Consider the following 21,379-nt stretch of genomic DNA (forward strand, 5'->3'; position numbering starts at 1 on the left):
CTTCACGCCCGTCGCGGCATCCGGAACGGCAGCATGAGACGCACGACAGGGTTTGCCAGCCGGTCGCAATCCAGCGTCTCGTGCAGCATGCTCCGCTTTTCGCCGCCGATTTCCGTCTCGACGACCGACCGCGTGTAGAACGGCGTGTCTTCCAGCGCGCGCAGGATGCGCGGATGGCTATCCGCATCACAGGCGATACCGCCTTCGACACCCCACCATCCCCGCTTCAGAGGCTGCCGGCCAGGCACCTCGAAGGCGACTGGCGGCGCCCCGTCCCCGGAAAATCGCAGCGCCAGGTTCCGCCGCGTCCCGTCGCGCAGACGCGCATCGTAGAGCACCATGGCGCCGCCATCCGGCGTTTGCCCTCGCGACCAGTCCCAGCCGCGAAAATCCGTTTCCAGCGGGCGCGTGCCCCAATTCAGGTCGTGATAGCCGCTGCCCTCCCAAGCGCCGCCGGCAAGGACGTCGCTTTCGACCCTCACACGCGCGGCGGGCGCGACCGGCCACCATCTGTGACGCCCTTCCGCGTCGAGTGCAAAGGTGGTGCCGCATTCAAGCCGGGGCGTTAGAACGATGCGCCCGCGAAGGCGCCTGGGCCGCAGCCGCCCGGGCGGAAAGGGCGGCGCGATCTCGTTGAAATCGATGACCATGCCGTCATCGCCACGCTGCACCATGCTCGGCCCGATCCGGAACCGGGACGAACTGCGCGCCTGGCTGTGCCGTCCGCGCTCGGTCATGGCCCAGTAATCGCCCTGCGGCGTGTAGAGCACCACGTTGAGTGCGACATGATTATCCGGATGCTTGCGGCCCGCAAAATGGTACCAGGTCGAGAAGACCGAACCGACGAAGGCGATCACCGTGAACGCATATTCCCCGCAATCGCTGACGCCGTCGAAATAGTGCCACCGGTATCCGCCGGCCGGGACATCTCCGTCAAACCCGCATCCGCCAGCAGCGCCTTCGCCGCCAGCTTCCCGGAAAGCGCCGCCATCGGCACCCCCGGGCCCGGATGCACCGAGCCGCCGGCCAGATACAGGCCGCTGATCGGGCCTCTCGCTCCGCGACGGCTGAAGGACGCGGTCCAGCCATGGGTCGCCATGCCATAGAGCGCGCCGCCGCTGCCCGGCCAGGCCCGCGCAAAATCGTCCGGCGCCCGCACCGTGGCCGGCAGCAAACCATGCCGAAGCGTCAGGCCGCCGGCCGCCAGCCTCCGTTCCATCGCCGTCATGCATCGTTCGCGCTCGCTTTCCGGATAGATCTTCCTGTCGCCGTCAGCCGGCATGTTCATCAGCATGTAGATGCGCTCGCCATCGGGCCTGGCCGCATCCCGCGGATTGCCGAGATCGTCACGATCCTGCGCACAAAGATAGACCGTGGGATCGGCGGGCGCGGCGCGGCGCGCGAAGATCGCATCGAACTCGGCGGCATAGTCGTCGCCGAAGAACACATTGTGGTGGGCAAGCGGCAGGCCCTGCGGACGCGCTACCGCACAGGCGACCAGCGCGGAAAGCGAGCGCTTCGCAAACGGCCGCGCCTCGCCCCGGCGGCGATGATCCAGAAGCGCGGCCAGTGCCGCCTCGTCGCCATTGTGGATGACGCGGCGCGCCGGCACCATCCGGTCCTTCCCGGTCACGACGCCGGCAACCGCCCTGTCGGCCGGACTTGCCAGTATCTGCGTCACCGGTTCGTTGAAGTGGAACGCAACGCCGTGCTGCTCGCACAACCCCGCCAGCATCGCGGCGAGCGCCCGCATGCCCCCCTCCACCAGCCAGACGCCGCTGCGTTCGGCATGGGCGACAAGCATCAGCGTGGCCGGCGCGGCGAAGGGAGAGGAACCGCAATAGGTCGCATAGCGGCCGAACAACTGGCGCAGGCGCGGATCGGAGAAATAGCCGCCAAGCGCCGCCCAAAGGCTCGCGAACGGCTTCAGCGCCAGCATGGCGCCGGGCCGCTGCCAGCCGATCCGTGAGGCAAGCGACAGGGGCGTGGGACATGGCGCATCGATATAGGTGGAGCGAAGGGTGTCGAAGATCGCCGCGCTGTCACGGACAAACCGCCGATACCCGTCGGCATCCCTGGAACCGGCGAATGTCTCGATGCCGGCGGCCGTTTCCCCGGCATCGGCAAAAAGATCGAGTTGCGCGCCGCCGCTCCAGAAATGGCGCGCCAGCAGCCGCGAACGGGAAAGGCCCAGCACATCGTCGAGCCTTGCGCCGCAACCGGAAAGCAGGTCGTCGAACACCCAGCGCATCGTCAGCACGGTCGGCCCGCCGTCGAAAGCGGTCCCGCCCACCTTGACCGGCTGCAGCTTGCCGCCCGGCCCCGCGCCCGACTCGAAGACCTCTACCTGCACGCCGCGCAGGGCAAGTACCAGCGCCGCGGCCAGCCCGCCGATCCCGGCGCCAATGATCACAACCGGTTCTTCCTGCGTTTTGCGCACCGTTTTGTCCTTGCGCGTTGACTTTGACGCTCATTGTGTCAATCTTTGTTGACATTACAAGTCGTCAATCGAAATTTACATCCGGAGTCGACATCGGGAGGCCGGTTTCATGAACATCCCAGACCGCATTGAAACCGGCATGCAGACCGCGATACGGTTCGCCACCGCCAATGGCTGCCCGCCCAGGCTCGCAGACGCGCTTCGCCACGCGGTCTTTCCCGGCGGTGCACGAATTCGTCCGCGGCTGTGCCTGGCCGTCGCGATGGCCTGCGGTGACAGCGATCAGGCCGCGGCCACCGGTGCGGCGACGGCAATCGAGTTGCTGCACTGCGCTTCCCTGGTCCATGACGACATGCCCTGTTTCGACAATGCCAAATTGCGCCGGGGCGTAGCCACCGTGCATGTCGCGTTCGGGGAGGAGATGGCGCTTCTTGCCGGAGACGGGCTGATCGTAGCCGCCTTCGAGACCATCGCGCGCGAAACACAACATGCCGCCCACCTGACCGCGCCGCTGATCGGCATTGTCGCCAAGGCGGTGGGTTCACCCTACGGCCTGGTGGCCGGGCAGGCCTGGGAAAGCGAAGAGCAGATCGACGTCGTCAACTATCACCGCGCAAAGACCGCGTCGCTGTTCGTCGGCGCGGTGACCGCCGGCGCGGTGGCGTCGGGTGGCAATCCGGCGGAATGGCGGACACTTGGCGATGCGCTCGGCGCGGCCTACCAGGTCGCCGACGATCTCTACGACGTCCTCGGCGACAGCGGCTCGATGGGCAAGCCCTGCCAGCAGGATGCGCGCAACGGCAAGCCGAACATCATCCGGGAACTGGGCGTGGAAGGCGCGCTGCGCCGCCTTCGCGGCCATGTCGAGGAGGCGGCGGCAAGCGTACCGGACTGCCGCGGCGCCGATGTCCTGAAGGCGATGATCCTCAACGAGGCAACGCGGCTGATACCCAAGACGGCTGCGGCCAGCGCAGCGTGACAGCATCGCGATGCCAGCACAGGCCGAGCCGCTACCGGACAGTTTGCCGTGACGGAAAAGCCAGCCGCAATACCTGCCCCGTTCGCGCTGCGCTACCGGCTTTGGCGGAACCGGGTGATTGCCTCGGCGCGATTTCGCAGCGCCCTGGCGCGGTTTCCGCTCACCCGCTTCCTTGCCAACCGCAAGGCCAATGCGCTGTTCAGGCTTGCCGCCGGCTTCGTGCACTCGCAGGTGCTGTTCGCCTGCGTGCGGCTCGGACTGCTGGAACGCCTTGCGCAAGCGCCCATGAAGACCACGGAACTGGCCGCAGCCACGGCGCTGCCCCTTTCGCGCATGTCCATGCTGCTCGACGGCGCGCGCGATCTCGGCCTGGTGACCGAGGTCGGGCCGGACCTTTGGGCCCTGGATGACGCCGGCGCGGTCATGGCTGCCGACCGTGGCCTGATTGCACTGGTCGACCATCACGCGCAGCTTTACGCCGACCTGCAGGACCCCGTCGCCCTGTTGCGCGGCGCGGGCGAAGCCACGCGGATGCACCGCTACTGGGCCTATGTGCGTGGCGGGCAGGAAAGCGGCCTGACGGCAGACGATGTCGGCGCCTACAGCGACCTGATGCGGGAAAGCCAGGCGATGCTCGCCGACTGCATCCTGTCGGCCCATGATTTCGGCAAGTACCGCGCGGTGCTGGACATCGGCGGCGGCGACGGCGCTTTCCTGGCCGCCGCGGGCGCGCGTTATCCGCGCTTGCGGCTGACGCTGTTCGATCTGCCTGCCGTCGCCGAGCGGGCGCGCGCGTTCCTGTCACGGCAGGGCCTGACCGGCAGGGCGGAGGCGACGGGGGGCGACTTCACCCGCGATCCCGTGCCGGGCGACGCCGATTGCGTGACGCTTGTGCGTATCCTGTGCGACCATGACGACGACGTGGCCTCGCGAATTCTTGCCAATCTGCACCGATCGCTGAAACCGGGAACGCAAGTCATCGTGGCCGAGGCCATGGCCGGTTCGAGCGAGGGCGCGCGTCTGGCTGCGTCCTATTTCAACTTCTATTTTCTGGCGATGGGCTCCGGCCGCTGCCGCAGCGCCCAACAGATCGCCCGCCTGCTCTCGGCCGCCGGGTTCCGCAACACCGCCGCCAAGGCCACCGCGAACCCGCTTCTGGCGACCCTCGTCCTGGCCGAAAAGTGAGAATTCACGCTTTCCGGGGCACGATTGTAAATTTTGTTTGACAGTTACATCTGTCAACTTAAACTGACACTCAGAATTCCAAGGATGGTCCAGCTATACGGGAGGACGGATACGCATGGACTCGTCAGCCGTCGTTTTCTCAAAGCCGCGCGAGATCGCATTGCGTCGTCTGGCGCTCAATGCGCCGCAGGACGGCGACGTCGTGCTGGAAACGCTCTGGAGCGGCATCAGCACCGGCACCGAGAAGATGTTTTTTGAAGGATCGATGCCGCCCTTTCCGGGCATGGGCTATCCGCTGGTGCCCGGCTACGAGTCGGTGGCCCGCGTCGTGGAAGCCGGAAGGGACTCGCCGCGCAAGCCCGGCGATCTCGTCTTCGTTCCAGGCGCGAACTGTTATCGCGGGACAGCCGGTCTTTTCGGCGCAACCGCGTCGCGGCTGGTGGCATCCGAAAGCCGGGTCATCCCGGTCCCCGAGGAATTGGGCGAGCGGGCCGTGCTGCTCGCACTTGCGGCGACCGCGCATCATGCCGTCGTCCGGGCGCGCGGGCGCGTCGGCCTGGTGATCGGGCACGGCGTGCTTGGCCGGCTGGTCGCACGAACCGTTATCGCGCTGGGTGCGCCGCCGCCTGTCGTGTGGGAGCGGGACAGCGCCCGACGCGCCGGCGCGCTTGGCTACGAGGTCGTCGACGAGGCCCGGGACGCCACCAAGGGACACAGCGCGATCGTCGATGCCAGCGGAAGCGTTGCGGCCATCGATGCCGCGATTTCGCGGCTGGCGCGCGGCGGCGAGCTTGTGCTTGCGGGTTTCTACGGTGAGCGGCTCGATATCGGTTTTGTGCCCGCCTTCATGCGGGAGATCTCGCTGCACATCGCGGCCGAATTCCGCCCGGAGGATGTCGAAGCCGTGCTTCGCCTTGTCGCCGGCGGCCGGCTTTCGCTGGACGGCCTGCTGACGCACCGCGCCAGCAGCATCGATGCGCCTGCGGCCTATCGCACGGCGTTCGAAGACCCCGACTGCCTGAAAATGATCATTGACTGGAGGCTGGCCGCATGAACGAGGGAATTTCCACCCGCGATCACGATCAAATGCACGAGCGCTTGCGCATGGAGGCGGCCATCGAGCCTGACGCGCCGGTCACCGGCAAGGCTTCGAAGCAGACCCAGATCATCGCGATCTACGGCAAGGGCGGCATCGGCAAGAGCTTCACGCTGGCCAACCTGTCCTACATGCTCGCCCGGCTGGGCAAGAAGGTCCTGCTGATCGGTTGCGATCCGAAGAGCGATACCACGTCGCTGCTGTTCGGCGGGCGCGCCTGCCCGACCATCATCCACACCGCCTCGCGTCTCAAGGAAGCGGGGGCCGAGGTCAAGATCTCCGACGTCTGCTTCAAGCGCGACGGCGTCTTCGCCATGGAACTGGGCGGCCCGGAAGTCGGGCGTGGCTGTGGAGGGCGCGGCATCATCCACGGCTTCGAGACGCTGGAGAAACTCGGCTTCCACGACTGGGACTTCGACTATGTGCTGCTCGATTTCCTCGGCGATGTCGTGTGCGGCGGCTTCGGATTACCGATCGCCCGCGACATGTGCCAGAAGGTGGTCGTTGTCGGCTCCAACGACCTGCAGTCCCTCTACGTCGCCAACAACGTCTGCTCGGCGGTCCAGTATTTCCGCAATCTCGGCGGCAATGTCGGCGTGGCCGGCCTCGTCGTCAACAAGGACGACAACACCGGCGAGGCCCAGGCTTTTGCACGCGCCGTCGGCATTCCGGTGCTCGCCTCCATTCCGCAGGATGAGGATATCCGCCGCAAGAGCGCCAACTACCAGATCATCGGCACGCCGGACTCGCGCTGGGGCCCGCTGTTCGAATCGCTGGCGATCAATCTGACGGAAGCGCCGCCGGTGCTGCCGTCACCGCTCGACCAGGATGGCCTGCTCGGGCTCTTCGACGACAGCGAAACCGGCGCCAACTACCGGCTCGAACCCGCCACGGAAGCCGACATGTGCGCCGCCGGCGCGCTCGCCCGCCCGTCGCTCGAAGTGATCTACGACAACCCCTGACCGGATGGTGTTGACATGGACGTATCGTTGAACGAACGCTCCAGGGAAGGGAGCGCCAAAGCAGCACCGGACGGGGTCGGCGCCGAGCCGTCCGCGGCCGGGTGCCATGGCGGTGCGGAGCTTTCGCAGGCCGCCGCCCGCGCCGCCGGCAACGGTGCGCTCATGGACCGTTTCGAGGCCGACTACCCGAAGGGACCGCACGACCAGCCGCAATCCATGTGCCCGGCCTTCGGGTCGTTGCGCGTGGGTTTGCGCATGCGCCGCGTCGCGACCATCCTCTCGGGTTCGGCCTGTTGCGTCTACGGGCTGACCTTCACGTCCCATTTCTACGGCGCCAAGCGCTCTGTCGGTTATGTGCCGTTCAGTTCCGAGACGCTCGTCACCGGCAAGCTTTACGAGGACATCCGCGACGCCGTTCACCAGATGGCGGATCCGGACAAGTACGACGCGGTGATCGTCACGAACCTGTGTGTCCCGACGGCGTCCGGCATCCCGCTGAAGATGCTGCCGCGCGAGATCGACGGCGTGCGCATTGTCGGCATCGACGTGCCGGGCTTCGGCGTGCCGACCCATGCGGAGGCCAAGGATGTCCTCTCCGCGGCGATGCTTGCCTATGCGCGTGCCGAGGTGAAGGCCGGGCCGGTCCAGACGCCGCGTGCAGGGCGCTCCGGCCGGCCGACCGTGACCCTGCTTGGCGAGATGTTTCCGGCCGACCCGATGGTGATTGCCGCCATGCTGGAGCCGATGGGCCTGGCCGCCGGGCCGACCGTTCCGGTGCGCGAATGGCGCGACCTCTATGCCGCGCTCGACTGTGCCGCCGTTGCGGCGATACATCCCTTCTATACCGCCTCGGTGCGCGAATTCGCCGAGGCGGGCCGGCCTGTCGTCGGCTCCGCGCCTGTGGGCCTCGAGGGCACGGACGCCTGGCTGACGGCAATCGGCGACGCCTGCGGCGTTTCCAGGCGCAAGACCGATGCCAGCCGCAACGCCATGCGAGGCGCCATTTCGGCCGCGCTCGCGGACCAGAAGATAAAGGGCCGCATCACGCTTTCCGGCTACGAAGGCTCCGAACTTGTCGTCGCCAGGCTGCTGGTCGAGCTTGGCGCCGACCTGCGTTATGTGGGCACGGCCTGCCCGAAGACGGTCCACAATGCCCAGGATGCCGAATGGCTCGCCGCACACGGCGTCGAACTGCGTTTCCGCGCTTCGCTGGAACAGGACATCGCCGCCTTCGAGGAGTATCGCCCCGACCTTGCCATCGGCACGACGCCGGTCGTCCAGAAGGCGAAGGAAGCGGCCACACCGGCGCTCTACTTCACCAACCTCATCTCGTCGCGCCCGCTGATGGGACCGGCCGGCGCAGGCTCGCTGCCCGCCGTCATCAACGCGGCGATCGCCAACCGTCCCCGCTTCGAGACGATGCGTGAGTTCTTCGAGGGCGTGGGCGACGGCGACACCGCCGGCATCTGGGAAGAGACGCCAAAGGACAAGTCCGCCTACCGGAAGAAGTACGCCGCGCGCGTTCGCGTCTCAAGCAATGCCGTCGACAACGGGGAGAGCGTGGGATGCTGATCCTCGACCACGACCGGGCCGGCGGCTATTGGGGCAGCGTCTACGCCTTCACGGCGATCAAGGGCCTGCAGGTCATCATCGACGGTCCGGTGGGTTGCGAGAACCTGCCGGTCACCTCGGTGCTGCACTACACCGACGCGCTGCCGCCGCATGAACTGCCCATCGTGGTCAGTGGCCTTTCGGAAGACGAACTCGGCCAGCACGGCACCGAAAACGCCATGAAGCGGGCCCGGCGTGCGCTCGATCCGGACCTCCCCGCCGTCGTCGTCACCGGGTCCATCGCCGAGATGATCGGCGGCGGCGTCACGCCGCAAGGCTCCAACATCCTGCGTTTCCTGCCGCGCACCATAGACGAGGACCAGTGGCAAAGCGCGGACCGGGCGCTCAAATGGCTGTGGACCGAATTCGGCCCGAAGAAGGTGCCTGCCGTGCGCAAGCGCAAGGAGGGCCAGAAGCCGAGAGTCAACATCATCGGCCCGATCTACGGCACGTTCAACATGCCCTCCGATCTCGCCGAGATCCGCCGCCTGATCGAGGGTATCGGCGCCGAGGTCAACATGACCTTCCCGCTTGGCAGCCATGTCGATGACGTGCGCGGCCTCGCCGACGCCGAAGCCAATGTCTGCCTGTACCGCGAATTCGGCCGCCTGCTGTGCGAGGCGCTGGACCGGCCGTATCTGCAGGCGCCGATAGGCATCCACTCGACGACGCGGTTCCTGCGCAAGCTTGGTGAAATCCTCGGCCTCGATCCCGAACCCTTCATCGCCCGCGAGAAGCACACGACGCTGAAGCCGATGTGGGATCTCTGGCGTTCGGTAACGCAGGATTTCTTCGCGACCGCATCGTTCGCCATCGTCGCCGGCGAAACCTATACGCGCGGCGTGCGCCATTTCCTTGAAGAGGAGATGGGGCTGCCCTGCACTTTTGCCGTGACCCGCCACGCCGGGCGCAAGACCGACAACCAGGCCGTCAGCGAACTGGTACGGACATCGCCGCCCTTGGTGATGTTCGGCTCGTTCAACGAGCGGATGTACATGGCCGAGACGAACTGCCGGGCGAAATTCATCCAGCTTTCCTATCCCGGAGCAATCGTGCGCCGGCACACCGGCACGCCGGTCATGGGTTATTCCGGCGCCTCCTGGCTGATCCAGGAAGTCTGCAACGCACTGTTCGACGTGTTGTTCAACATCCTGCCGCGCGCCGGCGAACTCGACGAGATCGAGGCGACCACCACGCGCCTCGACCGGGAACTCGACTGGTTGCCCGAGGCACAGGCCGCGCTTGACGCACACGTCAACGAGGAACCGGTGCTGGTGCGCATTTCCGCCGCCAAGCGCCTGCGCGACGAAGCCGAACGGGAGACGCGTCGCACCGGAGGCAGCACAGTCACCCGCGAGATCGTTGAAACGGCCGCCCGCATCCAGAAGGTGCGCGCATGATTACCGGAACCCCGGCAGCAACCGTCCAGAACGGAGGAACGACCATGGAACAAGCAACACAGGCCCATGCCCCACTGCAGCATCGCCATGACGACCACCGTGCCGAGCGTCGGCTGATGCTCTTCCTTTACTGCTTGTCCTACCCGCTCTGCCTGATCGCTGCGGTGGCGGGCCGGACCGGCGCGTTTTTCGGCAAGGCGGGGATGCGCGTTCGCGAATCCGTCTTCGCCGAAGCGAAATCAGCGGCTTGTGCAGCCGTGGGCTATGCGTTTCGCGCCTAGCCGTACCCCTTTTGCCGTGGTTCTCGACCCTGGCAAAAACCGACGGGGGCTTGCGCCTTCCGTCAAACCCCGCCGCGGGGGCCCCGCGGTTTTCGAGACTAGGAGGTGGCTTTGATGGCTGACTCATCAAACGTCTCCCTTTCGGGTCTGACCGAAAGCGAAGCGCGCGAGGTCCACGGACTCTTCATCCAAGGCTTCATGATATTCACGGCGATCGCGATCGTCGCGCATATCCTGGTGTGGATGTGGCGTCCCTGGATTCCTGGGCCTGAAGGTTACAGCTCTCTCCAGAGCTTTGACCAGGCGGTCCAGGCGCTTCTGCCGATGGTAGCATAGGAGGGCGCGACATGTGGAGAATCTGGCTCATGTTCGACCCGCGCAAGGCGCTGGTCGCACTGTCCGTGTTCCTGTTCACGCTCGCCATCCTGATCCACTTCATCCTTTTGAGCACCGACCGCTTCAACTGGCTTGAGGGCAAGCCTCTCATGACCGGCGCGCTGGAGCAGTCGATCTCTCAGGATGTGGGCGGGAGCCTCATCGGCTGAACAACAAGACGGTGGCGGGCGGCGCCGGCACATGCCGGTTTCGCCCGCCGCCAAGAAACACGCAACCGGGCCACGTCCGGCGCTTTCTTGGAGGATCTCACATGGCGCTGCTGAGTTTTGAGCGGAAATATCGCGTTCGCGGCGGGACATTGATCGGCGGCGACCTGTTCGATTTCTGGGTCGGGCCCTTCTATGTCGGTTTTTTCGGCGTCACCACCGCCTTCTTCGCGGCGCTGGGAACGGCGCTGATCGTGTACGGCGCCGCACTCGGGCCGACATGGAACATCTGGCGCATCTCGATTGCGCCGCCTGACCTCTCCTACGGGTTGGCGCTTGCGCCGCTCATGGAAGGCGGATTGTGGCAGATCATCACCATCTGCGCACTTGGCGCGTTCATTTCCTGGGCGCTGCGCGAGGTCGAGATCTGCCGCAAACTCGGCATCGGCTACCACGTGCCGTTCGCCTTTTCCTTCGCGATCTTCGCCTATGCGACGCTGGTGGTGTTCCGGCCGCTGCTGCTGGGCGCATGGGGCCACGGCTTCCCCTATGGCATCTTCAGCCACCTCGACTGGGTGTCGAACGTCGGCTACCAGTACCTGCATTTCCATTACAACCCGGCGCACATGATCGCGGTGTCGTTCTTCTTCACGACGACGCTGGCGCTGGCGCTGCATGGCGGCCTGATCCTGTCGGCGTCGAATCCCGGCGAGTCGCGCGATAAACCGGGCCAGCAGGCCGAGGTGAAGACGCCCGAATACGAAGACACCTTCTTCCGCGACATCATCGGCTATTCGATCGGCACGCTGGGCATCCACCGCCTCGGCCTGATCCTGGCCCTCAACGCCGGCTTCTGGAGCGCGGTCTGCATCGTGATCAGCGGACCGTTCTGGAACAAGGGCTGGCCGCAATGGTGGAGCTGGTGGCTCGACCTGCCGATCTGGAGCTGAGGAGAACCGACATGGCCCAGTACCTGAATTTCATCACACCGGTGAAGGTGAGCGGACCGATGGAAGCGGGCATGCCGCTTCCGCGCGGCGACGCCCCGCGCCTCGGCCAGCCGTTCGCCGTGAAACTGTTCGGCATCATCGGCAATGCGCAGATCGGCCCGATCTATCTCGGCTGGCTCGGCACGCTGTCGCTCCTGTTCGGCTTCATCGCCTTCGAGATCATCGGCCTCAACATGCTGGCCTCGGTGGGCTGGGATCCGGTCCAGTTCGTGCGGCAGCTCTTCTGGCTCGGCCTGGAGCCGCCCCCGGCAAAATACGGCCTGACCGTCCTGCCGCCGCTTGCCGAAGGCGGCTGGTGGCTGATCGCCGGCTTCTTTCTCACCCTGTCCGTCATCTTGTGGTGGGTTCGGGTTTACCGGCGCGCGCGCCAACTCGAACTCGGCACCCATGTCGCCTGGGCCTTTGCATCAGCGATCTGGCTCTTCCTGGTCCTGGGCTTCATCCGCCCGCTGTTGATGGGCAATTTCTCCGAAGCCGTGCCGTTCGGCATCTTCCCGCATCTCGACTGGACCGCGGCCTTCTCGATCCGCTACGGCAACCTCTACTACAACCCCTTCCACTGCCTCTCCATCGTCTTCCTCTACGGTTCGGTGCTGCTCTTCGCCATGCATGGCGCGACGATCCTTGCCGTCGGCAGGTATGGCGGGGAACGCGAACTGGAGCAGATCACCGATCGCGGCACGGCATCCGAACGCGCCGCCCTGTTCTGGCGCTGGACGATGGGTTTCAACGCCACGATGGAGTCGGTTCACCGCTGGGCGTGGTGGTTCGCCATCCTGACCCCGCTGACCGGCGGTATCGGCATCCTGCTGACCGGCACCGTGGTAGACAACTGGTACCTTTGGGGCATGCAACACGGCATCGTCGCCCCGTTGCCTGACGTTTTCCCGGGCGTCGTTGATCCGGCGATACAGTGAAGGAGTGACGGACATGCGACTTTGGTTACCTTTTGCCGTCAGCGCCGGTTCCCTGCTGGCCATAGCAAGTTTCGTCGGGGCGGGCTGGGATGCCCCGCCCGTCGAGACCACCCAAACAGGATATCGCGGCACGGGCATGTACCTGTCGCAGGATATCGAGAACCAGGCTGCGCTGAAGGCGGCCAACACGGTGCCGGAAGCCCCGTGGGAGGCTGATCCGGGCGGCGACAAGGCCGGTGACATTTACGAGAACGTGCAGGTCCTGGGTGATCTTTCCGACGACCAGTTCAACCAGTTCATGGCCTCGATCACCAACTGGATCTCGCCCAACGAAGGCTGCAACTACTGCCACAATCCCGAAAACATGGCGTCCGACGAACTCTACCAGAAGGTCGTGGCGCGCCGGATGATCCAGATGACGCAGGCCATAAATGTGGATTGGCAGGCGCACGTGGCTGCCACCGGCGTCACCTGCTACACCTGTCATCGCGGCCAGCACGTCCCGGCGGAAGTGTGGTCGCGCGATCTTTCGCCGAAGCCCGCGAGCGCCGCTACGCTGGTCCGGGGCGGCCAGAATGTCGTGGCCGAGAACGCCGGCCGCACCTCGATGCCGCAAAACGCACTCGAGGCCTACCTGCTCAACGACACGCCGATCCGCGTGACGCCGTTGACGGCCCTTCCGTCGGGCAACAACCCGACCGGCGTCAAGGAGACCGAGCAGACCTGGGCGCTGATGATGCACATGTCGGAATCGCTGGGCGTCAATTGCACGACCTGCCACAACTCGCGCGCGTTCAACGACTGGGACCAGAGCCCGCCGCAACGTGTCACCGCCTGGCACGGCATACGCATGACGCGCGATGTCAACATGTCCTACATGGAGGGCCTGTCCCCGGTCTTTCCGGATAACCGCAAGGGGCCCGAGGGCGATGTCCTAAAGGTCGGCTGCGCCACCTGTCACAACAGCGTGCAGAAGCCGCTCTACGGCGTGTCCATGCTGAAAGACTATCTGGACTCGCTTGGAAAGAAAGGGCCGGCCGACGTGCCGGACTATGACTCCTACGAACCCGGCAAGACGCTCCGGCTTGGCGCGACGCCTGCCCTTCCGGGCAACGACAAGCTGGCGACAAACGCAAGCCCGGCGGTTCAGAGCAACTGACCGCCGACCGCGCCCCGGGGCGCATACCGAAAGCCGATTCGAGGGCGGGCCTTTCCCGCCCTCGATTTCGTTTGCGGGTGCCCAGCAGGGCAGGACAATGTCGAGACATCCCCTTCCCTTGCAAAAACAATATCCGCCTGAAAGGCCGTGGTTTCGCCCCGGACGCGCACCACGGCAGTCCAGTGCCCGCGCACGCAAGAGCGCATGCCGCGCAGCATCGTGACGGATATGGGTACCGGAGAAAGCCTGTGGGAAAGATTCAGGACGTGAAGCGCAGATCCGGGAAGCGCTCAAGATAGATGCGCAGCCAGGGCGTGAAGGCGGACGGATCGTCCTCGGCCTCGCGCCGCAGATCGTGCAGGGAAATCCAGCGCGTCTCGTCGACCTCGGCCGGATCCGGGCGAATTTCGATCGTGCGCCGGTCGACGTTTGCGCTGAACAGCGTCACGCGCTCGTGCTCTGTCAGCCCACCGCCGACCTCGGCCGTGTATTCCACCGTGTCATGGCGCGTCAGGGGCAGCGAGAAACCGAGTTCCTCGTGCAGGCGCCGCGGCGCGCAAGCCTCGACGCTTTCGTTCCAGAACGGATGGGTGCAGCACGTGTTCGCCCACAACCCGCCGCAATGGTATTTCTGGCGGGCGCGCCGCTGGATCAGCAGGTCATCACCATCGAATACGAAAACGGAGACGGCGAGATGCAACTGGCCGTCCTGGTGCGCCTTCAGCTTGGCGATGGGGAATAGCGCACCGTCGCCCGCGACCGCGGGAATGATGATGTCGCAATTCGTTTCCCGCCGGTTTTGCACACGCACCATTCAGCTGCTCACCCGTTCATCCTGTCGCCCGCATCCCGGTGCGCTTCACGCCGCTGCCCGGGCCAGCGCGCATTGCGACCACATCGCACACAGCGCATCCGCCAGGTGACGGATGTCGGCGTCGCTATGCAACGGCGTCGGCGTTATGCGCAAGCGCTCCGTGCCCACGGGCACTGTCGGATAGTTGATCGGCTGCACATAGATACCGTGATCGTCCAGCAATGCATCCGATATCCGCTTGCACTTGGCGGCGTTGCCCACCATCACCGGGACGATGTGGCTAGGATTGGCCATGTGAGGGATGCCCTTGGCGTCGAGCGCGGCGCGCACCTTGGCCACCGCACGCTGGTGACCGCGGCGCTCCAGCTCGCTTTGCTTGAGATGCCGGATCGATGCGGCCGCACCGGCCGCCAGCGCCGGAGGCAGGGCGGTGGTGAAGATGAAGCCGGAAGCGAACGATCGCACGAAGTCGATCAGCGTAGCAGGCCCGGTGATGTATCCGCCCATGACGCCATAGGCCTTGCCGAGCGTGCCCTCGATGACGGTCAGGCGGTTCATCAGTCCCTCACGCTCGGCCACGCCGCCGCCGCGCGGGCCGTACATCCCGACAGCATGAACCTCGTCGAGATAGGTCATCGCGTTGTATCGTTCCGCCACATCGCAAATCTCGGCGATCGGCGCGATGTCGCCGTCCATCGAGTAGACGCTCTCGAAGGCGACGAGCTTCGGCGCTGCCGGGTCGTCCTGTTGCAGCAGCCTTTCCAGGTCCTGCGGATCATTGTGGCGGAACACGCGCTTCTCGCATCGGGCATGGCGGATGCCCTCGATCATCGAAGCGTGGTTGAGCGCATCGGAATAGACGATCATGCCCGGAATCCTGCCCGCCAGCGTACCGAGCGCCGCCCAGTTGGAGACATAGCCGGACGAGAAGATCAGCGCCGCCTCCTTGCCGTGCAGGTCGGAAAGCTCGCGCTCCAACTGCACATGATAGTGGTTGGTGCCGGAAATGTTGCGCGTGCCGCCGGCGCCGGCGCCGCACTGGCGCATCACCTCGATCATCCGGTTGGTGACAAGCGGGTTCTGGCCCATGCCGAGATAATCGTTCGAGCACCAAACCGTAACCGTTCCGGTGCTTCCGTCGGGACGATGGATGGTGGCGAGCGGGAAGGCGGAGCATTGGCGCTCGAGTTCGGCAAAGACGCGGTAATTGCCTGCCTTGTGCAGCCCGGCAAGTGCAGCTTCCATCTGCTTGAATGCGTCCATTTTCAGTTCCTCCCCTTTGAGTTTGCATGAAGGGCCGCGCCGATATGTCTTTCCGGCGCGGGCTTCGCTGCACGTGTCGTCTCCGCCTCGGCGGTCGCCGCGACGGCTGCAATCGTGTCCTTCGGCGCCGCCCAGCGCCAGAGCGCGGCGTCGGAAACCGGAAGCACGAGTATGAAGTGTTCGAGGATGGCAAGGGCCATGAAGGTGGCCAGCAGCAAATGCCCGACGGTGGAGTGCGGCGCCTGCGCCTGGCTTGCGCCGACGCACAGCACGATCAGCAGCCCGGCGGCAGCCGCGATCACGAACGGAAACAGCGGGGTGACACCCTCGGTGTTGAAGTAGCTCTTCAGGTGAGCGATGCGGGTGGGCATCAGTTCGCTCACCGCATTGGGTGCGCCCAGAAAGATGACGAACTTGGCCGAGATCCGCATGCCCCAAAGCAGCAGGAAGGTCGCCAGGCCAAAATGGTTCTGCCCGCCGATCAGCCCCAGCCAGAGGATCACCGCTGTCACCAGGATCGCGATTTCATGGTCGCGCACGGCGAGGAAGGCGGCGCGGAAACGCGCCAGACCGGTCAGCCCGCGCGGGCATTCGTCCTTGCTCGGGCCGGTCAACAGACCGGTCAGGAAAGCAGCCTCGTGCCAGGCCCATACGAGCAAGGCACCGAAGAAGCCGGCATAGGAGCCCAGCGGGGTCAACTCGTCGCGTCCGAAGGCAAGCAGGGCCACGCCGGCAAGACCGGCCAGCGTCATCCCCGCCATGACGGCCCACCCCTGCCGGTTTCCGCGACTTGCGCGCCGCACCGCAATCAGCACGAGCCCGGTCGACAGCCACCACACGACGGCGGCGATCATCATGACGGAAACGGGGTGGGTCGCATCCACGGCCGTTTCACCACACCGGTTGCAGGCGCGAGGATTGCGGGATCGCATTGCCTATCGACGGAATGACGTACATGCGCGCGAAATTTGCGGCTGCCGCCACGCCCCAGAAGGCCTTGCGGGCCTTGCCGGCAAGGCCGCCGGCCGCATCGGCGGCCTGCATGTGCCGGTTGATACGCTCCATGCGCCTGAATCCGTTGCGCATCGCCGGGTTGTCCAGGTCGAGCACGAGCGGGAAACACTGGCGCGAGATTTCGCTGGTCAGGCGAAAGACACGCATGTCGTAATCGTCGATGTCGATGCCGAGCGCCTTGTGGAAGGCCGGCCGCATGTGGTCGCGCACATACATCGTGGAGAACACCGCCAGCAGGAAGAACTTGATCCAGTAGCGATTGCGCCCTTCCAGCAGGCGGCGATCGGAACGGATGATCAGCGAGAACGCCTCGCCATGGGAGAACTCGTCGTTGCACCACTGCCTGAACCACTTGAAGATCGGGTGGAAGCGGTGTTCCGGGTGCTTCTCAAGATGCCGGAAGATGGTGATGTAGCGTGCATAGCCGATCTTCTCGGACAGATAGGTCGCGTAGTAGATGAACTTCGGCTTGAAATAGGTGTACTTCTTGGCCTTGGCGAGAAAGCCCATGTTGACGCCGATGCCGAAGTCCTTCAGCGCATCGTTGATAAACCCGGCATGACGGGATTCGTCGCGGCTCATATAGCCGAACAGTTCGCAGATTTCCTTGTTGTTGCCGCGACGTTTCATCTCCTTGTAGAGCACGCAGCCGGAAAACTCGGAGGTCAGCGAAGACACGAGAAAGTCGATGAATTCCTCGCGCAGATCGGCCGGCAGGGCATCGAGATCGATGTCGTCCCAATCCTCGTTGCGCTTGAAATGGCCGCGATTGGGATCGCTGCGCATCTGCGCGATGAGCGCGTCCCATTCGGCGCGCACCGGCTCCACGTCAATCCGGTCCATCTCCTCGAAATCGGTGGTGTAGAAGCGCGGCGTCAGCATGGTGGAGACCAGGGCACTGCGCGTCGTGTCATTGACTTCGGCGCGACGCTGTTCCAGCAGAGCGGCGCCTGCCTCGAGGTCGGCGGGGGGATTGTGCGTGCTCATGACAGCGACCTTTCCGTAAAGCTGAATTCGCAGAGTTCCATCATGTCGAAATCGCCGGTCGCCCGTGTCCAGGCCCGCTCAAGCGCATTGGCGCGGTTGATGGTCGCTGTGCGGCGAAAGCTCTGGCTCTTGCCATAGGGGATCGCGACGGGCGCGCCGTGCACCAGCACCTCGTCGCCGGGATGAACCACCACCCCGTTGTCGAAACGCACATGGGCCCCAAGCGCATCGAAGGTGTTGTTGATCTCGACGGTGCAATCGACCGTCTCCTGGCGCCGCAACGCCTTGAAAACCGCTTTCATGGCTCATTCCTCCCATATTGTCCGAGCAAGGCTTCGAACGCTGCCGCGTTGTCCTTGCCGAAAGGATCGAGATAGATCCGCTCGCCGGTGGCGGTGTCGGACAGGCTCACCATGCCTGCCTCCCACTTGATGAGACGGTATGGCGTCTCCAGCGGCGTTTTCGCAACGATGCGCATGCGCTCGAAGCCGCGAAGCGACCCGTTGACGAAGCCGCCCTCATTCTGGCCGTAGCGCGCGATCCCGGCTCCCGTGACGGCGTCTGTGACGCTCACGCCGCCGTCCGGCGTGCGCGCCAGAACGATGTCGCGCATGGCAACCGGCGCGCCGAGATTCTGCCTAACGGTCCCGATGCCGGTGACCTGGCCGAAAATGATTGCCGCCGCGGAGAAGGCGAGCAGTGCCATTGCACCAAAAAGAATGCGGCGCGGGAACGGGTTTGCCTTGCGGCCGGCCCGTTCGCCGAAATAGCCGAGATGCGAAACGGAACCCATCTGCGTCTCCTACTCTGCCGCCTGCGGCATGGCGATCGCCGGCGCATCACGGTTTTCGGCCTTGCGCACGGCAATGCGCGGCTGCACGGCTGAAGCGAGCCTGTACTCCTCGATCGCCGTCCTCATGATTGACGCCACATTGTGCGCATCGGTGAGGCAGATCATCGCCGGTTCCACCTGCCCAACCCGCCGGAAACGGGCATGGGGCCATTGCACCAGCCATGAAACGCGGTGGCCCGGCGCCAGCGCGATCGAGATCGAGCCGGCGTCACCGCCGAGGCTGCGCAGCGAGGCGGCGTCGATCTGCCGGTAGGGCAGGTTCAGCGTCATCGACAGGGCGACGCCGAAGCGCATCACGATGCGTTCGTTGGTAACGGTGTAGAGGGTCGTCTTTTCCACGCCCCAGGCGAAGGCTTCGATCAGGCCGATGGCAAGCGCGGCAAGCGCCACCAGGACCGCGACCGAGAACAAGATGCCGCCAGGGCCGTGCCCGTCTGCATAACCCGCCCAGGCGCCCCAGAGCGCCAGGGCGAGGAAATAGCCGGCGATCCACCGCGTCTTCAGCACGTGGCGCGAAACCAGCCGTGCTGACGGCCGGCCCTGCCAGAGCACTGTCTCGCCGCGCGGGAGCATGCCGGGAAGGCCCGGCGACGGCTCGATCTCGTGCTCTCGGGTAACGAACTGCTTCACAGCACCGACTCCTGGCGGCCGCGCACGGCATAGAGCAGGCCGGCGCCGAAATAGGCGGCGATCTGGTCTTCCTCACGCAAGGTGACGGTCTCCCCGGCCGCCGTCGGCGGCACATCGGCAAACTGCCCGGCGGTGATGGCGTGCACTTCGAGATGCGTCACCCCGCCGCGCCCCCTGGTGATGACGACGAAGTTGTTGGGCAAGAGAACCGTGCGCGCCTCGTCACCGGTTCCGACCTCGACTTCGTAGTAGCGGATCAGGTGTTCGGAGCGGTCGACCCAGACATCCTTCACCGTTCCGGCCTGCTTGCGGTCGCAGCCCATGACTGCAAGCCCGCGCGGGTCGATATCGCCCTCGGTGATGGAGAAACCCTCCGACAGGCGCATCGGCGCTATGCGCGCCTCGCCATGGGCGGTCATGTCCGGCCGGTCGGCGCGCTCAGCCCACGACCCCGGGCCGACGCCGGCGAGCAGCGGGTTGCCGACCGGCTCGATCGGCGATCCGGACGCCTTGAACAGGCGGCTGGCGGAAAGCGGCCGTGTGTCGCGCTGGCCATCGGGCGCATGGCGCGTGCCACCGCCATGCGGCAGGACGAAGGTCTTCTTGCCGGGAATGAAAAGGAACGGCGCCTTGTTGTAGTGCCCCGAAACGTCGTCCTCGAGCGGGTATCCCTCGCGCCGGTCCTCCTGGCGCAGATACCAGACAAGGCCGGCGAAAAATGCCCAGAACGCATACAGGACCACCTGTGCGACGTCGATGTTTCCTACAACTGAACCAGTCATGGTTGCTCTCCATTGTTTGGCCTTGCGGCCCGGCCTCAGCCCGGCATCCCGGCCAACCCGAAAACCGTTCTTTTCTGCTCTTCCGGCTCGGCGCGACGTCCGACCAGCGGCCCGAGGACCGCCAGGCAGACGAACATCAGGCCGATTTCAAGGTGATAGACGACAAGGTAGCCGGCCACCGGCGTCATCATTGCCTCGCCCAGCGCGCCGGTCGCGCCCAACATATTGACCGCATCCTTGATGAGGCCTCCGGCGAGCAGGCTGGCGCCGATCGCGGTTGCCTGCGCCGCGCCCCAGGCGCCGACGACGATGCCGCTGTCCGACTTCTTCGAGACGGCCATTGCCGCAATCATGGTACCAACGGCGAACAGCCCGCCGCCGAGGCCGACCAGCGACGCGCCCGCGGCAAACAGCGCAGCCGAATCGAGCGGCGCAGCAAAGACGATGGCGCTGAAGGCCACGATGCCGATCAGCAATCCGCGCGCCGCGACGCGATGCGTTTGATGGCCGCGATTGAGGCTGTGCGCCGCCCAGGTAAAACCCGCCAGCGTTCCTGCCGCCCACAGGCCGGTCAGCAGGGTCGTCTGGCCGACGGCCATGCCGAGAATCTCGCCGCCATAGGGCTCAAGCAGGATGTCCTGCATGGAGAATGCGGCCGAACCGAGCGCCACGGCGAGCAGAAGGCGCATCGTGCCGGAATCGCTGCGATACTGCGCAAGCGCCTCGAAGAAACCGGGCATGGGCCTGTCGGCGGCCGTGCCGGCCGGATTGCGCGCCTCCTGCTTCCACAGGGCAACCAGATTGAGGACGATAGTGAAGACCGCCGTGCCCTGGATCACCTGGATCAGCTGCTTTGACGTGAAATCCACCAGCATCGCGCCGTAGAACAGCGAGGCGGCGATCATCCCGGCTAGCAACATGACGTAGAGCAGCGCGATGGCGCGCGGCCGCTTTTCCTCGACGACGAGATCGTTGGCGAGCGCGAGGCCCGCCGTCTGCGCCATGTGCATGCCGAAGCCGGTCAGCATGAAGGCAAGCGCCACGCCGGCCGGGCCGGCCCATTGCGGGCCGAGCGTCTGTTCGCCGAGCAAGAGCAGCGCGAACGGCATGATGGCCAGCCCCCCGAACTGCAGCAGGCTGCCGAGCCAGAGATAGGGCGCGCGCCGCCAGCCCAGCACGGACTTGTAGGTATCGGAGCGGTAGCCGAAGAACAGCCGCAGCGGCGCGGCCAGGACGGGAATCGCCACGACCGCGGAGACCAGCGACACCGAGACGCCGAACTCGACGATCAGCACGCGGTTCAGCGTGCCGGTGAGCAGCACCAGCACGAAACCGCATGACACCTGGAACAGCGACAGCCGCAACAGCCGTCCGAGCGGCATCTCGGCCGTCGCGGCATCGGCAAACGGCATGTAACGTGCGCCAAGCCGCTGCCAGAGCGTGATCATTCTGCG

23 protein-coding genes are annotated in these 21,379 nt (G+C 65.5%); 12 read left to right on the forward strand and 11 right to left on the reverse strand.

Annotation, left to right across the window (positions count from 1 at the left end; genetic code table 11):
• Nucleotides 1-2: 2 nt before the first annotated feature.
• A complete protein-coding gene (locus ACLB6G_RS18815) occupies nt 3-857 on the reverse strand; it encodes a carotenoid 1,2-hydratase (protein WP_410357767.1) in 855 nt (284 codons plus the stop codon).
• A complete protein-coding gene (gene crtD, locus ACLB6G_RS18820; protein ID WP_410357768.1) occupies nt 854-2,440 on the reverse strand; it encodes a 1-hydroxycarotenoid 3,4-desaturase CrtD in 1,587 nt (528 codons plus the stop codon). Before crtD ends, ACLB6G_RS18815 begins: the two co-directional genes overlap by 4 nt.
• A 109-nt stretch (nt 2,441-2,549) precedes the next feature.
• Here crtD and ACLB6G_RS18825 point away from each other — a divergent pair, with 109 nt between their 5' ends.
• The 12 genes from ACLB6G_RS18825 to pufC all read left to right on the forward strand — a co-directional run bounded on the left by ACLB6G_RS18825 (nt 2,550) and on the right by pufC (nt 13,582).
• Nucleotides 2,550-3,419: a polyprenyl synthetase family protein gene (locus ACLB6G_RS18825; protein WP_410357769.1), complete on the forward strand. Its 870-nt coding sequence runs from the start codon at nt 2,550-2,552 to the stop codon at nt 3,417-3,419.
• 48 nt (nt 3,420-3,467) lie between these two features.
• A complete protein-coding gene (locus ACLB6G_RS18830; protein WP_410357770.1) occupies nt 3,468-4,604 on the forward strand; it encodes a methyltransferase in 1,137 nt (378 codons plus the stop codon).
• Between the two features lie 115 nt (nt 4,605-4,719).
• Nucleotides 4,720-5,658 carry a chlorophyll synthesis pathway protein BchC gene (gene bchC / locus ACLB6G_RS18835; RefSeq protein WP_410357771.1) on the forward strand — a complete coding sequence of 313 codons (939 nt, stop codon included), beginning with the start codon at nt 4,720-4,722 and terminating at the stop codon, nt 5,656-5,658.
• Nucleotides 5,655-6,662: a chlorophyllide a reductase iron protein subunit X gene (locus tag ACLB6G_RS18840; protein ID WP_410357772.1), complete on the forward strand. Its 1,008-nt coding sequence runs from the start codon at nt 5,655-5,657 to the stop codon at nt 6,660-6,662. The genes bchC and ACLB6G_RS18840 overlap by 4 nt, the downstream gene beginning before the upstream one ends.
• Nucleotides 6,663-6,677: 15 nt before the next feature.
• Complete coding sequence (gene bchY / locus ACLB6G_RS18845) at nt 6,678-8,234, forward strand: chlorophyllide a reductase subunit Y (protein WP_410357773.1); 1,557 nt, start codon at nt 6,678-6,680, stop codon at nt 8,232-8,234.
• Nucleotides 8,228-9,673, forward strand: a complete 1,446-nt coding sequence (gene bchZ, locus ACLB6G_RS18850; protein WP_410357774.1) for a chlorophyllide a reductase subunit Z — start codon at nt 8,228-8,230, stop codon at nt 9,671-9,673. The genes bchY and bchZ overlap by 7 nt, the downstream gene beginning before the upstream one ends.
• Entirely contained in the window at nt 9,670-9,954 is a 285-nt protein-coding gene (locus ACLB6G_RS18855; RefSeq protein ID WP_410357775.1) for a hypothetical protein, read from the forward strand. The genes bchZ and ACLB6G_RS18855 overlap by 4 nt, the downstream gene beginning before the upstream one ends.
• Before the next feature lie 114 nt (nt 9,955-10,068).
• Nucleotides 10,069-10,290, forward strand: coding sequence for a light-harvesting antenna LH1, beta subunit (gene pufB, locus ACLB6G_RS18860; protein ID WP_410357776.1), 222 nt, complete (start codon nt 10,069-10,071; stop codon nt 10,288-10,290).
• Nucleotides 10,291-10,301: 11 nt separating this feature from the next.
• The gene (gene pufA / locus ACLB6G_RS18865; protein ID WP_410357777.1) at nt 10,302-10,499 is read left to right on the forward strand and encodes a light-harvesting antenna LH1, alpha subunit; all 198 of its coding nucleotides are present in this window, start codon (nt 10,302-10,304) and stop codon (nt 10,497-10,499) included.
• A 101-nt stretch (nt 10,500-10,600) separates the two neighbouring features.
• Nucleotides 10,601-11,446, forward strand: coding sequence for a photosynthetic reaction center subunit L (gene pufL, locus ACLB6G_RS18870; protein ID WP_410357778.1), 846 nt, complete (start codon nt 10,601-10,603; stop codon nt 11,444-11,446).
• An 11-nt stretch (nt 11,447-11,457) separates the two neighbouring features.
• The gene (gene pufM, locus ACLB6G_RS18875) at nt 11,458-12,423 is read left to right on the forward strand and encodes a photosynthetic reaction center subunit M (RefSeq protein ID WP_410357779.1); all 966 of its coding nucleotides are present in this window, start codon (nt 11,458-11,460) and stop codon (nt 12,421-12,423) included.
• Nucleotides 12,424-12,436: 13 nt separating this feature from the next.
• The gene (pufC, locus tag ACLB6G_RS18880; protein ID WP_410357780.1) at nt 12,437-13,582 is read left to right on the forward strand and encodes a photosynthetic reaction center cytochrome PufC; all 1,146 of its coding nucleotides are present in this window, start codon (nt 12,437-12,439) and stop codon (nt 13,580-13,582) included.
• Between the two features lie 259 nt (nt 13,583-13,841).
• Here the strand turns inward: pufC and idi are convergent, their stop codons facing one another.
• From idi to ACLB6G_RS18925, 9 genes are read right to left on the reverse strand one after another with little or no spacing between them, the layout of a single operon-like run.
• The gene (gene idi, locus ACLB6G_RS18885) at nt 13,842-14,396 is read right to left on the reverse strand and encodes an isopentenyl-diphosphate Delta-isomerase (RefSeq protein WP_410357781.1); all 555 of its coding nucleotides are present in this window, start codon (nt 14,394-14,396) and stop codon (nt 13,842-13,844) included.
• A gap of 45 nt (nt 14,397-14,441) precedes the next feature.
• Entirely contained in the window at nt 14,442-15,659 is a 1,218-nt protein-coding gene (gene hemA, locus ACLB6G_RS18890; protein WP_410357782.1) for a 5-aminolevulinate synthase, read from the reverse strand.
• Between the two features lie 2 nt (nt 15,660-15,661).
• Nucleotides 15,662-16,543, reverse strand: coding sequence for a putative photosynthetic complex assembly protein PuhE (puhE, locus tag ACLB6G_RS18895; protein WP_410357783.1), 882 nt, complete (start codon nt 16,541-16,543; stop codon nt 15,662-15,664).
• A gap of 7 nt (nt 16,544-16,550) precedes the next feature.
• Nucleotides 16,551-17,660 carry a magnesium-protoporphyrin IX monomethyl ester (oxidative) cyclase gene (gene acsF / locus ACLB6G_RS18900; RefSeq protein WP_410357784.1) on the reverse strand — a complete coding sequence of 370 codons (1,110 nt, stop codon included), beginning with the start codon at nt 17,658-17,660 and terminating at the stop codon, nt 16,551-16,553.
• Entirely contained in the window at nt 17,657-17,962 is a 306-nt protein-coding gene (locus ACLB6G_RS18905; protein ID WP_410357785.1) for a hypothetical protein, read from the reverse strand. Before ACLB6G_RS18905 ends, acsF begins: the two co-directional genes overlap by 4 nt.
• Nucleotides 17,959-18,453, reverse strand: a complete 495-nt coding sequence (gene puhC / locus ACLB6G_RS18910; protein ID WP_410357786.1) for a photosynthetic complex assembly protein PuhC — start codon at nt 18,451-18,453, stop codon at nt 17,959-17,961. Before puhC ends, ACLB6G_RS18905 begins: the two co-directional genes overlap by 4 nt.
• A 9-nt stretch (nt 18,454-18,462) precedes the next feature.
• Nucleotides 18,463-19,143 (reverse strand): photosynthetic complex putative assembly protein PuhB, encoded by a 681-nt coding sequence (puhB, locus tag ACLB6G_RS18915; RefSeq protein WP_410357787.1) that lies wholly within the window; start codon nt 19,141-19,143, stop codon nt 18,463-18,465.
• Nucleotides 19,140-19,925, reverse strand: a complete 786-nt coding sequence (gene puhA, locus ACLB6G_RS18920) for a photosynthetic reaction center subunit H (protein ID WP_410357788.1) — start codon at nt 19,923-19,925, stop codon at nt 19,140-19,142. Before puhA ends, puhB begins: the two co-directional genes overlap by 4 nt.
• 35 nt (nt 19,926-19,960) lie before the next feature.
• Nucleotides 19,961-21,373, reverse strand: a complete 1,413-nt coding sequence (locus tag ACLB6G_RS18925) for a BCD family MFS transporter (RefSeq protein ID WP_410357789.1) — start codon at nt 21,371-21,373, stop codon at nt 19,961-19,963.
• Nucleotides 21,374-21,379 lie beyond the last annotated feature (6 nt).

The sequence above is a fragment of the Zhengella sedimenti genome (genome assembly GCF_046506625.1).
Lineage (GTDB): Bacteria > Pseudomonadota > Alphaproteobacteria > Rhizobiales > Rhizobiaceae > Zhengella > Zhengella sedimenti.